The organism is Alicyclobacillus sp. TC, from assembly GCF_016804365.1.
GTDB classification, from domain to species: domain Bacteria; phylum Bacillota; class Bacilli; order Alicyclobacillales; family Alicyclobacillaceae; genus Alicyclobacillus_I; species Alicyclobacillus_I tolerans.
The window spans coordinates 753,447-769,435 of sequence record NZ_CP044434.1 but is presented as its reverse complement, the minus strand read 5'-3'; the positions used below and the strand labels follow the sequence as shown (position 1 = coordinate 769,435).

Annotated in this window: 12 protein-coding genes, 1 other RNA gene, 1 pseudogene and 1 riboswitch; all 14 genes and pseudogenes read right to left on the bottom strand. The window is 44.8% G+C overall.

Going from position 1 to position 15,989, the window contains the following annotated elements; translation table 11 throughout:
• Position 1: 1 nt before the first annotated feature.
• A complete protein-coding gene (locus tag FY534_RS03650; protein ID WP_203115250.1) occupies positions 2–952 on the bottom strand; it encodes a sirohydrochlorin chelatase in 951 nt (316 codons plus the stop codon).
• A 180-nt stretch (positions 953–1,132) separates the two neighbouring features.
• A riboswitch (cobalamin riboswitch) is annotated at positions 1,133–1,332 on the bottom strand.
• A 182-nt stretch (positions 1,333–1,514) separates the two neighbouring features.
• Entirely contained in the window at positions 1,515–2,366 is an 852-nt protein-coding gene (locus FY534_RS03645) for an SPL family radical SAM protein (RefSeq protein ID WP_072874785.1), read from the bottom strand.
• Positions 2,367–2,649: 283 nt separating this feature from the next.
• Positions 2,650–3,675 carry a Delta(5) desaturase DesA gene (locus FY534_RS03640; RefSeq protein WP_072874808.1) on the bottom strand — a complete coding sequence of 342 codons (1,026 nt, stop codon included), beginning with the start codon at positions 3,673–3,675 and terminating at the stop codon, positions 2,650–2,652.
• A gap of 234 nt (positions 3,676–3,909) precedes the next feature.
• Positions 3,910–4,104, bottom strand: a complete 195-nt coding sequence (locus FY534_RS03635) for a cold-shock protein (RefSeq protein WP_072874784.1) — start codon at positions 4,102–4,104, stop codon at positions 3,910–3,912.
• Between the two features lie 292 nt (positions 4,105–4,396).
• Entirely contained in the window at positions 4,397–4,939 is a 543-nt protein-coding gene (locus FY534_RS03630; RefSeq protein WP_072874783.1) for a hypothetical protein, read from the bottom strand.
• Between the two features lie 319 nt (positions 4,940–5,258).
• Positions 5,259–6,212, bottom strand: a complete 954-nt coding sequence (locus tag FY534_RS03625; protein WP_203115248.1) for a M48 family metallopeptidase — start codon at positions 6,210–6,212, stop codon at positions 5,259–5,261.
• A gap of 576 nt (positions 6,213–6,788) precedes the next feature.
• Positions 6,789–7,167, bottom strand: a transfer-messenger RNA (tmRNA) gene (gene ssrA, locus FY534_RS03620).
• Between the two features lie 261 nt (positions 7,168–7,428).
• Entirely contained in the window at positions 7,429–7,896 is a 468-nt protein-coding gene (gene smpB, locus FY534_RS03615; protein WP_072874807.1) for an SsrA-binding protein SmpB, read from the bottom strand.
• Positions 7,897–7,987: 91 nt separating this feature from the next.
• Complete coding sequence (gene rnr, locus FY534_RS03610) at positions 7,988–10,471, bottom strand: ribonuclease R (protein WP_238413646.1); 2,484 nt, start codon at positions 10,469–10,471, stop codon at positions 7,988–7,990.
• 277 nt (positions 10,472–10,748) lie between these two features.
• Positions 10,749–10,988, bottom strand: a complete 240-nt coding sequence (secG, locus tag FY534_RS03605; protein ID WP_072874779.1) for a preprotein translocase subunit SecG — start codon at positions 10,986–10,988, stop codon at positions 10,749–10,751.
• A 67-nt stretch (positions 10,989–11,055) separates the two neighbouring features.
• Positions 11,056–12,339, bottom strand: a complete 1,284-nt coding sequence (gene eno / locus FY534_RS03600) for a phosphopyruvate hydratase (protein ID WP_072874778.1) — start codon at positions 12,337–12,339, stop codon at positions 11,056–11,058.
• A gap of 49 nt (positions 12,340–12,388) precedes the next feature.
• Complete coding sequence (gene gpmI, locus FY534_RS03595) at positions 12,389–13,954, bottom strand: 2,3-bisphosphoglycerate-independent phosphoglycerate mutase (RefSeq protein WP_072874777.1); 1,566 nt, start codon at positions 13,952–13,954, stop codon at positions 12,389–12,391.
• Positions 13,951–14,684: pseudogene (gene tpiA, locus FY534_RS03590) on the bottom strand (triose-phosphate isomerase). The gene gpmI and the pseudogene tpiA overlap by 4 nt, the downstream one beginning before the upstream one ends.
• 59 nt (positions 14,685–14,743) lie before the next feature.
• The gene (gene pgk / locus FY534_RS03585; RefSeq protein ID WP_203115247.1) at positions 14,744–15,937 is read right to left on the bottom strand and encodes a phosphoglycerate kinase; all 1,194 of its coding nucleotides are present in this window, start codon (positions 15,935–15,937) and stop codon (positions 14,744–14,746) included.
• Positions 15,938–15,989: the final 52 nt, after the last annotated feature.

Here is a 15,989-nt window from a genome sequence, read left to right as displayed (position 1 = left end):
GTTACTCACTATGAACCAACGAATGGTTGTGAGCTGCAGGGTGGGCATGCTCGTGTGAGTGATTGTGATCATGAGCATGTGTGTGATCATGTGTGTGATCATGTGTGTGATCATGTGTGTGATCATGTGTGTGATCATGAGCATGTTCGTGCGCTGCTAGTTTGCGATATTTGCAAAGGTCGCAGTTCATGAACGCTTGCTTTGCAGCTGCTTCTTCTATGCGGTCGATCACGATGTGAAATAGGCGGGAATGCATGCCGAAGTATTCTGCCATCGATAGCGGAATGTCAGGATAAACGGTTTGTAAATCTTGCAGAACACCTTTCATCCGCTTGATAAGGACACCTGTAAACAAGAAGTAAGGAACCACTACTACACGTTTAGCACCGAGCGATACAGCGCGGTGAACACCATCGGGAAGTCTTGGGAAAGTGATTCCTGTAAAACAAACTTCAACACTCAAGACACCCGTCCGTTCCCACAACAAACGAGCTATTTTGTATAAATCACCGTTTGCATCAGGATCGCTACTGCCTCGTCCCATCAAGACAATGGCTGTTTCAGAAATATTCATTTCAGATATAGATGCTGCTTGCTCGGCAAAACGCTCACAGAGCAAGTCGACCATTTGCTCATGAAGTCCAATATTTCTGCCGTATACCATATCGACATGTGGATATTTTTTTCTGGCGGCATCAAGAAATTCGGGGATTTCCAGTTTAACATGTGAAGCAGCGAGTAGAATGACTGGGACTACAACAATACGTTCTGCTCCCTGATGAACACAAGCGTCAATTCCTTGTGGAATAGTAGGTGTGGCCAACTCCAAAAAACATGCTTCAAAATGTTGATCCGGCAATTGATGGCGCATACGTTGGACAAATTCTAGAAATTCTTCATTTCCATCCGCATCTCGACTACCATGACCAACAAGTAATGTGATTTCTTTCATGTTTAACCTCCTCAATGTTTTGCAAGCAAGAGGAGGGTTTGCAGAAACTCTTGAATGAAAAAGCACTCTTTCGAATTCGAAAGAGTGCTTGTACACGACAAAAGTCGTCCACAAACACCTCCCTATCGACCGTAGGTTCCTAGAGGAAATCTTACATATTCATGATGCTCGATTCCATCCATGGGTGTTTTAAGAAAAGGCAGGTCTCCTGGCTTAGGATCGTAGCTGTCAATTCCCTTCCCGAGCGCATGCTCAGTGGCAATGAATCACAGCTCCCCCTTACAGTGGCGGGACCGCACCGGATTTTCACCGGTTTCCCTCTTAAACTTGTCTGCGAACGAGAATGCTAAAAGCGTGGTTCCTTCATCGTTCCAAACAAAACCTTTTCTTCACTATGCAATTGTCAATCGTCTTCTTATGCATCAAATATAATCTAATCATAGGCGAACTAGTACTCCAATTTCAAGAAGAAAGAGATTTTGAGAATGTTTCTGATGTATCATCAGATAGATGGGGGTTGATTGAAGCTTTTGATAGATAGAATTGACACTTTCGACAACCCTCATTTTTGGCGCACAGAGGTAGATAAAAACGCTTCCTCTCTAGAAACAAGCACCTTATCTTGAGGAAAAAATTTTTTAAAATAATGTGCCACTTGAAGATGCAAATCGCTTTTGTACCAATCTATGAATCCATGTTCTTGAAATAACTGAGGCATCCCTAGTCTCTCTGAACGTTTGCCAAGAGAACCATCGCCTATACTCAACGTATCTATCCAAACGCGATCGACCCATCCATTTAACAATTTAGGAAAATCTGGTGTGAAGGGCAAAACAGGAGAAATGGCGGCTTGCGTTGATATTCCAGCTTCATGAATTTCTCGTAAGGCTTCCAATCGCCGTTGAATTCCCGGCGCTAAAGGAGCAAAAATTCGCTTCACATCCTCCCGATCCGTTTCCAGGGTCATAGATACCCAAACCTCACATTTCTCATTCAGTTGGACTAATAAATTTAAATCCCTGGTCACTAGCGGTCCACGCGTTTGTATTTGCAAAAAATCGGGTGGATTTTCTACCATTTGCTCCATAACAGAGCGTGTAATTTGAGCATCCCGTTCTATGGGTTGATAGGGATCCGTGGCAGAAGACATGAAAATCTTTACAGCTTTGTTTTTCTTACGCAGCTTCAACATCTCATTTCGATAATTCTCTGCTGCGTTGGTTTTCATATCCACCCAATTTCCCCAATCCAGATCTCTAAACTTTTGAATCGGCAGTTCTCTGACATAGCAGTAACGACAAGCAAAGACACATCCGCTGTATGGATTCAAGGAATGTGTAAAACCGACATCCAAATAACCTTTGGCTTCTGTGAGAATTTTCTTGGCAGCCACATTTTTAAGCTCAGCTTTCAAGCAAAACACATCCTAAACAAAAGACATCCACTCGGCGACCTCTCCAATCCAAATCGTCAGGTAATCCCGTTGATTCAATGAACGGAGATTAAGCCTTATGTGCATAGAAATAAGAGGCAATGATTAAAATGATGATTCAGAAAATTATTATACATTAAAAAGAGCCTTTCGCTGTGAAACACTCATTCAATTTGTAAAATGATAATCTAGACCCTAAAAACCCTTTATACAGAGTATATGATTGCAAAATCTCTGTATAGAGGGTTTTTTATGATAGAATGCATTATCTTTCACTGAAATCAGCAGTCCACCGAGAACTTATTGTTACACCTTTAAAGCCTACGAATTTCTTTTTCTCCTCGTCCCATAGCCTGAAACGTAAACACTTTAAACTGGAGCGCAAACCTACCGTAGTAACTTCCTGAAGATATGTGAATTGGTCATAAACACGTTGAAGATTGTAATTAGGTACTCTTGGGCCGAGATGATGAATATGGTGAAAACCAATATTTCCTGTTATCCATTGCAACACTTTCGGCAATTTATAGAAAGAACTGCCTTGAAGCGCAGCGGTCACATAATCCCAGTTTTCTGCCTGTTCAAAATAGCTGTTTTCAAATTGATGCTGAACATAAAACAACCAAATTCCCGCCAATCCTGCTAAATAAAGAGTTAGACCTTCAACCAACAAAAATCGTTCCCAACCTAAGGCCCAGCATCCGAATGCCAAAACTCCCAGCAGAACTCCATTCGTCAGGTAGGTATTGAAACGTTCTTTTCGCCCAGCTCCTTTTCTATTGAAACGGTACTGTATGAGAATCAGGAAAAGAGGACCAAGACCAAACATGATCAAAGGATTTCTGTATAGTCTGTAGAGAAGTCGTTTGCCATGAGATAGTTCTCGATATTCATTCACAGTAAGTGTCGTGATATCACCCATGCCTCTGCGGCTCAGATTTCCATTGCCAGCATGGTGTACACTGTGTTCATACTTCCAGTAGTGATAAGGAAAAAACGTGATCAAACCAATGAAAACGCCGACTATATCATTCGCCTTTCGACTTCTAAAGAAAGCATGGTGACCACAATCGTGAAAGATGATAAACGCCCGAACCAAAAAACCGGCTGCCGGAATCGTTAAGAGAATGGAGAGCCAAATAGAAATAGAAAAGCTGAGATAGGCTCCTGTCCATAATAGTAAAAGTGGCACGATGGTATTCAATAATTGCCACAAACTTTTTGAAATACTTGGATTTTGATAACTTTCTAAATCTTTTAGCCAATTATGATTAGTTTGATTTGAAAACATGGTTCTCATCTCTCTTTCTCATGCTACAGGAAACCGACTAGGTATCAATCGCTCTAATGGAGGGATACGAGGAATAGAAGGACTTGGATCATAAGAGATAGCCAATTCTACAAGATTCTTCTCTAGAAGTGAGTATACCGGAAGGTGTCGATGAAGCGCTGGTATATAAAGAGAAATGGACCGCCCTGAGCAATCATGATGAATGATTCGAGGACAGTCCATTCATAGATGAAGTTAGGCTACGTTTGCTGCTTGAGGACCTTTTGGACCCTGAACAATATCAAACGTTACACGTTGACCTTCTTCAAGAGTCTTATATCCGTCTCCTTGAATGGCGCTAAAATGCACGAAAACATCGTCTCCGCCTTCAACTTCAATGAAGCCAAATCCTTTTTCTGAATTAAACCATTTCACTGTTCCTTGATGCATCCTAAATTCCTCCGTAGTGCTCTTTTGGCACAAAATTTGTTCAATTCGTTTTAGTATAAAAACCGTTCAAATCTGCACCCACTATGAGGCGCAAAATTGAACGGCTCAGAATGTTTACACATATAAACGATCTCACTTGAACAATAAAAGCATACACCTAATCAGCCATAAAGTCAAGATAGTTGTCTCAGCAACTTCCGTCCAGCAGAAAATAAGGGTGTTTTTTCATTTTATCTTCTGGGATACTAGTCATACAAAGAATTTATTGACTCAAACCAGGTGCGAAACTTGATTAATTTCTTAACAAATTAACTTCTACTTTTTCTAGAAGAGATAGAGGTATATCTCCTGTTCCCATCGTATCAATGGATAATTTCCCATCCCAAACGTAAATGTCCGTTCCCTTTTGAGAATTATTTTTTTGTCCACTTATTAAAGCTGTATATCCGTCTAATTGAATTTCTTTTTGATACCCATCTATTGTTATTTTATTACTTTGTTCAGTTATAAAAATGGCTTGGTGGGATTTTTTATTACCATATAAAATTGTAACTTGATCTAATTTCCTTGATTGACTTACTGGTGGATGAGAAATTTGAATATTTTCAAGTATCCAGTTCGTGTCTAAATCGGTAGGTAATTTTATATGAAATGGCAGTTCATGATTATATTTATCTATCAATGTATCCCATTTTGAACCCATAGGCTGATTAGTGTTTTTAGTTTGAGGATGGTTCAGTTGTATGCCACATCCGTATACAAAAAGTAGTGGTAAAATAATAGAGAAAACAAATAGGCATTTTTTTAAATTTATTTTATGGATACAAAAAATCATTTCTAAGCATCTCCAATCTATTCTGGTTTACATTTTCATTTGAAATACAAAAATATTAATAAAATTTATTCAACTTATAAGAATAGCGGATGTAATAAAAGATAGAACGACTCAAACTTAGAATCTGTGCATGGGTGCACAGTGTGATTTTGTGATTGTTCCGAAAGCATAGCCAGACACGCATGCCTGCTCAGGATTGGTGCCAGAATTTTTTGATCCACTCCCATTGAGTGATTCGTTTCCCGACTTGAGAGTACAATCGTTCTAATTTTGATACTTGTACATTCTGTTGTTTTTCTGTCTTTCGATTATATATGGTTTACCTCCCCAATTCACGTGCGAGAACCTGAAGCCGAGCTATGCGCTTGGATGTCTTAGGATGTGTTGCAAACAAGGCATCCCACCAACCCTTCTTGGGGGCAGGATTTACCGAAAAGAGCATGGCTAGTGCGGATTGAGTGCCCAGCATCGGATCGGACGATTCCAGCTTTTTCAATGCGTGAATCAAAGGAGTGGCTGATCCGGTCAAGATGACAGCACCCTCGTCTGCCCTATACTCTCTTCGACGCATGATGTTATGCAGGACGACTTGAATAAAGAAAACCGAAACAACCCCAAACACTATACCGGCGAAGATCATAAAGATTCCCATGCCAGCACCTGACGAACGGTCTTTGTCATTTTGGGCTCGTGTGGAAGACATAAGAGAAGCAATTCCGAACCCAACACTGAAGGCGCTAATCCAAACCACTACTCCTGAAAGAGCAATCCACCAACCATCAAATAAACTGTCCCTACGCTTCAGGTGAGTCACTTCATGGGCCAAAACCGCCTCCAGTTCACGATCATCGAGCAGCTTCAGCGCTCCCTTGGTTACACCAACGTAACGCATGCCATGTAGTACTCCGGCTGCGCAAGCATTGGCCGCAGGAGTACTCATTATGAAAATTCGTGGTGCTCTTAAACCTGCACGTTCGCATAAAGGAACTAGCAGCCTTTTAACCCTTGCTACATCAGATTCCGACTGTTCCTGTTGTACCAATTTTCTGAGATGCCAAGACAAGCAAACACTCGCATAGAACAGACAGACTGTAACTAGAGATAATCCCGCGATGAATCCGGAGCGGACAGACCCCATTCGATATCCTAACCACACCCCTAATGCCACCGTTGCTCCCCAGAGAAAGAGATAAAAAAACCACTGGAACACATCGGCGCGTCTCCGACTCCGTATCCATCGGTGTGGAATGAATGGATTGGCATGATGATTCATGCTGCCACCTCATCTCAATCCATGAATTTGATCATGGATGGTTAACGAAATGCTTCCCATTTGGAGCATGATGCACTCTCGCGCATTTCCAAGCCACGAAAACTCCCTGCCGGACCATTGCATTTACCTTTCGAGTCCAGAGCTTTAAAGGTTGTGGCAGTGAAATTGATGTCCCTTCCCCCTGACCAAAATCGACACGAACAACAAACCCGTTGCCTCCCGCTCCATGTTCCCACGTGGCCGCCTCCCTTGAATCAATGCTTCCTGAGAGTATTGTAGCATTCCGGATTCCCCAAAATTATCGACCTGGAATTACAGTAGTCACTCCTGAACGATTTGTTGTTTAAACTGTAATGAATATTTCCTGCGTTCCATGGGACAACGTCCGGATGACTGAAGTCTCCTACATTTTTGAGAGGTTGTCCAACCTGATTAAGGGCTTGTGAGTGACAATCCTATCGTTTTTCCACTGATTAATGAATGTCTTTTAAAATGAAAAGAAGCATAAGTCTGCCACAACGGCGAACTTATGCTTCAAATCACACCACGACGGGTTGGTCGTGGTTTTGCATGTTTTGGTGGAGGCGACGGGAGTCGAACCCGCGTCCGAAGATTTTGCCACGTGAACATCTACGGGTGTAGTGCAACCTTTGCATTTCCTCCAGCTACGCGGTTGCACACGCTTAGACTGGAGTAAGTCTGCTAATTTTCACTCACAGGCTGCAGACAGAGCCTATGAGCTATCCCGCTCAGTTGACGTCACAAGGTAAGCACGGGCGACTTACAAGGTGACGGCCTGGTGCAAATTAGGCAGCCAGGGCGAGGGTATTGCTTGTGGTGTAGTTCTTCTTAGCTTTGCCAGTTATTCTTAGGTCTGCGTTTTTTACGTGGCCACGCAGCCCCACGACCCGCCGTTACACGCTCAAACAATCCCCGTCGAATCCATAACGCCCCCGTGACGGGACGTCTGGAACGAACAATATGGTTTGTCAAAAGGCTCTACACCAAGCCTTAGCGTTCAGACGTTACATTTCATATACTACGTGACAAACGGACATTTGACAAGTTGAAAGTTAGAGCAATCTATACAACGATATCCAATTCAAACAAGACTGTGTTGGGTACATAGAAGCCTCACGGCTATTCCTCTAGTGCATTCCTAACCATTTTTGTTTTTCTGGAAACTCGTTTCTAGAAGAAAACAACCGCTCGTTTTTCAGCTTTTTTGGCGATCGCGAAGGGCTCGCTGAATTTCACGATTAGCATCTCTTTGCTTAAGAGATTCTCGCTTGTCATACGATTTTTTACCACGAGCTAAACCTAATTCCACTTTGGCAAAGCCGTTACGCAAGTAAATTTTTGTGGGCACCAAGGTATAGCCACGTTCCCTAACCATACCAATCAACTTGCGAATTTCCTCACGATGTAGCAAACATTTGCGAGTACGCATGGGATCGTGATTAAAACGATTCGCCTGTTCATAAGGAGCTACATGCATATGGTGAATAAACACTTCTCCGTTCTCCACACGCGCATAAGCATCTCGCAAATTCACAGAACCTTTGCGAATCGATTTAATTTCCGATCCCGTCAAGACCAGTCCTGCTTCATACGTATCTTCAATAAAATAATCATGGTAAGCCTTACGATTTTGCGCGAGCACTTTATCCGAGCCTTTGGCCACAAAACTCACCTCAATCTGTCCAGGATTCCCGCGCGATTTCACGTGCTTCCCATGTTACTACAGACAGATTGGCTGCCACAAGCGAAACCCTCTACCGCTTTTTCTTGCGACGGCTTTTTCCCGCCCAAGCAGGCCCTTCATAACCCCCGTGAGAGACACTGGCATGACCAATTTCTATACTGCTACGTCTTTTTTGATTGCGCTTCGCTTTGTCTTTCGGACGATCCGTCTCTCTTCTTGCCGTTCCGTATGCCGATGAGTTATTCCCATGTGTATCTGCCAACAATCGTTCTCGAGTTCGGCGACGTCCACGAGCCTCTCCTTCTTCGCTGCGCAAACGCCTTTCTTCTATAGCTCTTCGACGTTCCGTATGAGAAAGATCTTCATCGTAAATAATCTCTCCACCTCTACCTGACGAAACAAACGTAGCTTCGCGCAAATGCTCCAACAGTTCAAAGTCAATCGACAAAGTCTCCTTGTTGGCCGCAATCGCCTGCACCCGAACCGGATCGCCCAATCGAAAAACACGTCTTGTACGTTCACCGACCAGCGCCATCAAACGTTCATTGAGCGCATAGTAGTCATCCGTTAAATACGAAATATGGATCAAACCTTCTACACCGTTTTGCAATTGGACAAACAAGCCAAAACTTGTGACACCTGAAATCAACCCATCAAAAGGCTCAAATAGATGAGCTTGCATATACTCCACCATTTTAAGTTGATCGCATTCGCGCTCAGCATCTTGGGCAATGCGTTCTCGTTCACTGGACTGGACAGCAGCATCAGCCACAAAAGCAGCAAGCGCGCCTTCACGTTCTGCGGAAAATGGGGCCAGCAAATTCTCGCGAATAATTCGATGAATGACAAGATCTGGATAGCGCCTAATAGGCGAAGTAAAATGAGTATAGTATTCTGCTGCAAGGCCAAAATGTCCCGTACACTCTGGTGCGTAACGCGCTTGACGCATACTTCGCAACATCAGCGAAGAGAGCATACGCTGCTCGCGCTTGCCTTGCAGTTCATTCAATACATCTTGCAAAGCACGCGGATGAACACGATTGCCAACTCCACGAATAGAATATCCGAAATTATGCAAGAACTGATTTAAGTCGAGCATTTTGCCCATATCCGGCTCTTCGTGAATCCGATAGACAAACGGTACGCCAAGCCAATGAAAATGCTCTGCCACAGTTTCATTTGCGGCCAACATAAACTCTTCAATAATTCGTTCAGCAATTGAACGTTGACGCGCTACAATATCCACGGGCGCTCCTAGCGGATCGACCACAACTTTGACTTCATCAAAGTCAAAATCCACCGCACCGCGACGCATTCGCTTTTCACGCAGAATCAATGCCAACTCTTCCATAAGCTCAAAATCGGGCAACAAATCACGGTACCGTTGCATAACCTCCTCGTCCTCGCGGAGCAGAATTTTCCGTACATTGTTGTATGTCATACGCTCCCGCGTATGAATAACACTGGGAAAAATATCGTGACTAACCACTGCTCCTTTTTCATCAATCTCCATGATGCAAGACAAGGTCAGCCGATCCACTTGTGGATTAAGAGAGCAGATATCGTTGGAAAGTCGTTGCGGCAACATAGGAATGACACGGTCAACCAAGTAGACACTCGTTCCCCGGCGATAAGCCTCTTTATCGATAGAACTTCCCTCTTTCACGTAATACCCTACATCCGCTATATGAACTCCTAATTCAAAATGACCGTTTTTAAGCCGCTTCACATGGACTGCATCATCTAAATCTTTAGCATCCTCGCCGTCAATCGTGACAATTCGTTCTGAACGTAAATCCCGTCTGCCTTCATAATCTTTTTCAGAAAGTGTGCGCGGAATGCGTTCGACAGCAGCCAACACTTCATCCGAAAATTTTTCTGGCAGGTTGTATTTACGTACTATCGTAAGAATATCCATGCCCGGCTCGTCAGGATGTCCTAACACTTCGACAATTTTGCCAACAGGGCCGCGTGTAGCTGTAGGGTATTCCAAAATTTCTGCTACCACTACATAACCGTCATGTGCGTCCAGCAAGTGGTCAGGTCCAATCCACACATCCTGCGGAAAACGTTTGTCAGCCGGAGTGACAAAGCCATGTTTCTCATGTTTGACAAAGCGACCTACCACACGCTCAACTTGCCGTTCCAGAACGCGAATAACTCGTCCTTCCCTATGTTTCGCCGATCCGGTTTTCATTTTGTTCTCAGCTTCAACACGAACCATCACTTTGTCGCCACTCATGGCACCGTTCATTTCCGTACCTGGAATATAGATATCCTCACTGCCATCCTCGGCAATCACAAACCCGTAACCACGCGCCTTCATTTGCAGACGCCCAACCACTAAATTCATTCGTTCTGGCAATCCATAACGATCACTACGGGTGCGCACGATTTGACCCGTTTCTTCCATAGCCGCCAGCAGTTTTACAAATTCACGGAAATCATCTCCGCTCTCCACGCCAAGTGCGTCAGTTAATTCCCGTACAGAAAGCAAGCCGTTTGCCTCATTTTCTAGATAATCGAGCAGTCGCGACTGCCATTCATTGTTCAATGTCCGTCACTCCTTTTTGACCGCCAGCCTCTGTCTCACACCTGGTACTCTTACAATTCCTCTGTTTGGGCTAAAGTTCCTGCCATCTGGTCTTTGTCCACTCTATGCAGTATGGCTCAGAGACGACTCTTTCAAGCCATACATTGTTGACATACAGAAAAATCCAATCCTTTTCCTCAAACTCCGATAGAAAAAACCGCCCAGAGGGCGGTTTTTGATTTTGCGCAACTTTTCATTTTGGGGTTTGCGTTTCCCCAACGATTCTATCAACCATACGTCAATGCGGATGATTGGAAAAATAGGCAATGAACAATGTCAACAGGAAAAAGAAGATAGCCAGTACCACGGTCACGCGGCCAAGTAAACTGTCGAGCCCTTTCGGCTTGCGCGTGTTTGCCTGATCGGACCCACCTGTAATGACGCCGGACAAACCTGCACTACGACCGGACTGCAGGAGAATGACTGTCACAAGCAGCACACAGAGAATGACCAACACGACTTTTGCGGCTGCCAGCATATCTGTCACCTCCTGTCCAAAACCGCAAACACTAATCAGAGTATTCCTCTGATGAGTGTATCATAACTCAACCTTTACGGACAAATGCGGATTTTCCAGCATAACGTGCTGCGCTGCCCAGTTCTTCCTCAATACGAAGCAACTGATTATATTTAGCCACCCGATCCGTTCGGCTAGGTGCGCCTGTCTTAATCTGTCCAGCATTGGCCGCCACAGCTACATCAGCAATTGTTGTATCTTCCGTTTCACCGCTCCGATGTGAAATGATTGCTGTGTATCCAGCTCGTTTCGCCATCTCCATACATTCAAAAGTCTCTGTTAAAGTACCGATTTGATTGACTTTCACAAGAATGCTATTGCCTACTTGCGACTCAATACCTCGTTTCAGACGTTCTGTATTGGTAACAAATAAATCGTCACCGACCAACTGCACTTTTGATCCCAGAACACGAGTGAGATTGGACCATCCTTCCCAGTCGTCTTCCGCTAGACCATCTTCTATGGAAAGAATGGGATAGCTACTGAGCAGTTTCTCATAGTACGCAATGAGATCGTCCGAAGAACGAGTTACACCTTCTCCTTTAAAAACGTAATGACCCTTCTCAAACAACTCTGTTGAAGCCACATCAAGCGCAATCGACGCTTGCTCGCCCGGTTGATAACCTGCCTTTTCAATAGCCTTTACAATCATGCGAATCGCATCTTCATTGGTCTTTAAGTTGGGAGCAAAACCGCCCTCATCACCTACTGTTGTAGCCAGCCCCTCTGCAGAAAGCACCGATTTAAGAGCGTGAAAAATTTCGGCTCCCATGCGAAGCGCTTCACGAAAAGTAGGCGCACCATGCGGAATGACCATAAATTCCTGAATATCTACTGTATTATCCGCATGTTTACCACCGTTGAGAATATTCATCATCGGTGTCGGCAAAAGATGTGCGTGAAAACCGCCGAGATAGCGATAAAGTGGTTGGCCAGCTTCCATGGCAGCAGCCCTAGCAACAGCCATTGAGACACCAAGAATAGCATTAGCTCCTAATTTTCCTTTGTTCGGTGTACCATCCAACTCACAAAGCAGACTATCGATGGCGATCAAATCGTCAGCTTCTTCACCAATCAGTTCAGGAGTGATGAGGGTATTGACATTTTCTACTGCTTTGAGCACACCTTTGCCACCATAACGGGACTTGTCTCCATCACGCAACTCCACTGCCTCATGTGCTCCTGTCGACGCACCGGACGGTACAATTGCACGCCCAACGGCACCGCTCTCCAATTCCACTTCAACTTCCACTGTTGGATTGCCTCGAGAATCCAATACCTCGCGAGCTTGAATATCAAAAATCTCTGACATAGTTTAATTCCTCCCAAATTAAATTTCATTTTGCTGTTATACTTCACCTTCAAGAATGTATAATGAGCGTCTTTCCTTCCATTTCTTTGGGTGGCTCAACGCCAAGTAAATCCAGCATAGTCGGGGCAATATCAGCTAAGATGCCTGATCGAAGAACGAGTCCCGGTTCAGTCACAATCATGGGCACCGGGCTGACGGTGTGCGTGGTGCAAGGGCCGCCTGTCTGCGGATCAATCATGATATCTGCATTACCGTGATCAGCCGTAATCAACGCAACCCCATTTTTTTCCTCGATGGCCTGGTAGACTTCGCCAAGACACTCATCCACTGCCTCAACAGCGCGAATAGCCGCTTCCAAACTGCCGGTGTGTCCTACCATGTCAGGGTTGGCAAAATTTAAAATCATCACGTCGATTTCACCAGACAGAATTCGCTCTTTGGCCCGTTTCGCTACCTCATAGGCACTCATTTCGGGTTGCAAGTCGTAAGTGGCTACCTTCGGCGAAGGAACAAGAACACGTTCTTCTCCGGCAAAGGGTGTCTCTTTACCGCCAGAAAAAAAGAAAGTCACGTGCGGATACTTCTCGGTCTCAGCAATACGTAGTTGCGTCAGCCCCGCCTGACTCACCACTTCTCCGAAGGTATGAACAGGTGAGGTTGGAGGATAAGCAATAGGAGCATGAATTTCATCCGCGTATTTTGTCATAGAAACAAAATGCACCTTAGGGGGCTTTGGACCTCGATCAAAGCCTTGAAAATGTTCATCGGTCAAAGCCATGGATAATTGAATAGCGCGATCGGGACGAAAATTAAAGAAAATGACAGCATCTCCATCCTCGATATTGCCAAGTGGCTGTCCTTGCACATCAACATGAACGAGTTGTTCCATAAATTCGTCAGTAATCCCGGCAGCATACTTGTCACTCACTGCACTCAACAAGTCTTGTGTTTTCTCGCCTTCTCCATAGACTAAAGCGCGATACGCTCGACCCGTTCGCTCCCAGCGTTTGTCACGATCCATAGCGTAATAGCGGCCTTGGACGGTGCCTATCACAGCGTTACCAGCCTGTTCAACTTGTTCCTGAAGCTGCTGGAGATAACCCAGGCCCGTTGTAGGAGGTGTATCGCGACCATCGAGGAAAGCGTGAACCACCACTTGGGGTACATTACGGGCATACGCCATGCGCAATAACGCAAACAGATGATGGATATGACTATGCACGCCGCCATCCGACACTAACCCCATCAAATGCAGTTTTCGTTGATTTCGACTGGCAGAACGCATAGCTTTTAGCAGAATTTCATTTTCAAAAAATGATCCCGTTTCAATTTGTTTGGATATTTTCGTAAAATCCTGATATAAAACCCGTCCTGCGCCTATATTGGAATGGCCAACTTCAGAATTGCCAAACTGCCCTTCCGGCAGTCCTACCGCTTCACCGCTAGCTTCTAGAGTTGTGTGAGGAAACTTGGCCCATAAGGAATCGAAATTTGGTTTTTTGGCCAATCGCACAGCGTTGCCTTCACTACTTTCCCGCAGCCCAAACCCATCTAGTATGACCAGCGCAACAGGTCCTCGGCCAGAGGGAATGGCTTTTCTTTCGAACTCGCTCACCGTTGTCCACCCTCTATCGCTTTTGCCATGCCAACAAAACTATCAGCTTCCAAGCTTGCTCCGCCTACCAGTCCGCCATCGATTTCAGGATGCCCGACAAATGAAGCAATATTATCTGCTTTTACGCTTCCCCCGTAAAGAATGCGCACATGGTTAGCCACGGATGAGGAAAATTGGTCAACTAGAATTTGGCGTATCCAGCCAATCACCTGTCCAGCATCGTCCACGCTGGCTGTCTTGCCCGTACCAATTGCCCAAACAGGTTCATACGCAATAACCAGCGTTTCTACTTCACCAGATTCAAGATTGGCAAGACCGCTCAATACCTGTTCCTTTACCACATGTTCAGTTTGACCTGCTTCTCGCTCGGCTATCGTTTCACCTACACAAAGTATAGGCGTCATGCCCGCTTTCATAATGGTGGATACTTTTCTGGCAATCATCTCGTTGCTCTCACCAAATATCGCTCTGCGCTCAGAATGTCCCGCAAGGACAAATTTCGTCCCGAAATCTACAAGCATAGGCGCAGAAATTTCTCCTGTATATGCCCCGCTCACTTCATGGTATACGTTTTGTGCCCCAGTTGTACCTGTGCGGGCAACATAACTCGCAATAAGTGCAGGCTAGTATAAGGAGCACAGATGGCGTATTCGCAACCTGGCTTGAGATGCATGGATTGTTGGCCTAAACGTTGAGCGAAATCACGTGCTTCCTGCAACGTTTTGTTCATTTTCCAATTGCCAATCAGCATGGGTACGCGCGACATCCCATCACCTGCTCTCTACAATGTTAAGACTGCTTATCTTCAATAATAGCAACGCCGGGTAGAACTTTGCCTTCCAAAAATTCAAGTGAAGCTCCTCCACCGGTGGAAACATGCGACATCCTGTCCGCCAAACCAGCTGCTTCAACAGCAGCAACGGAATCTCCACCACCTACAATGGTTGTTCCAGATACAGAAGCGAGCGATTCGGCAATTGCAAAAGTACCCTTGGCAAACGCAGGCATTTCAAAAACACCCATAGGACCATTCCAAAGCACAGTCTTTGCCGTTTGAATCACCTGTTGATACTGTTTAACAGTCTCTGGGCCAATATCTAGCGCCATATCATCTGCCTGTAATTCACCTACAGACTTCACAGCATACTCAGCATCTGCTGCAAAAGCCTTGGCAGCTACGACATCACTTGGCAAAAGTAAAGGTTTCTTTAACTCCTCTGCCCGCTGAAGTAGCCGTAACGCAACCTCTCTGGCATTTTCTTCAACCAGCGAGTTGCCCATATCATGGCCTTGCACTGCGAGGAACGTATTCGCCATTCCCCCGCCAATCAAAAGAGCATCTACTTTTTGAATTAAGTTTTCCAAAACAGCAATTTTGTCAGAGACTTTAGCACCGCCGATAATAGCAAGGAAAGGTCGATCCGGCGACTCTAGCGCTTGTGTCAAAACCTCGACCTCACGTTCCATAAGAAAACCTGCAACAGTAGGCAAAAAACGCGCTACTCCAGCAGTCGAGGCATGGGCACGATGTGCAGCACCAAAAGCGTCGTTGACAAAAACATCTCCTAACAAGGCAAGCTGTCTGGCCAGTGATTCGTCATTTTTTTCCTCACCCGCATAAAAACGCACATTCTCCAGCAACAAAATGGTGCCTGGCGCCATATGTTGTACAGCATTTTCAACCTCTTCACCAACAGAATCAGAGACAAAATTCACCGAAACGTTAGGAAGATATTTTTGCAAAGTATGCGCTACAGGACGTAAAGAGTACTTTTCAACACGATTCCCCTTTGGTCGACCCAAGTGACTCATTACAACAACCTTGGCATTTTCTTGTAACAAATATTGCAAGGTTGGCAATGCTGCTCGAATACGCGTATCGTCTGTTACATTTCCTGAGTCATCCATCGGCACGTTAAAATCCACGCGAACAAGCGCACGTTTTCCTGGCCAATAAATATCTTTGACCGTCTTTTTTTTCAAAATCGAACCCCTTGTTTAAATTCCACACTCACTCCATTGTACCAAAGGCAAA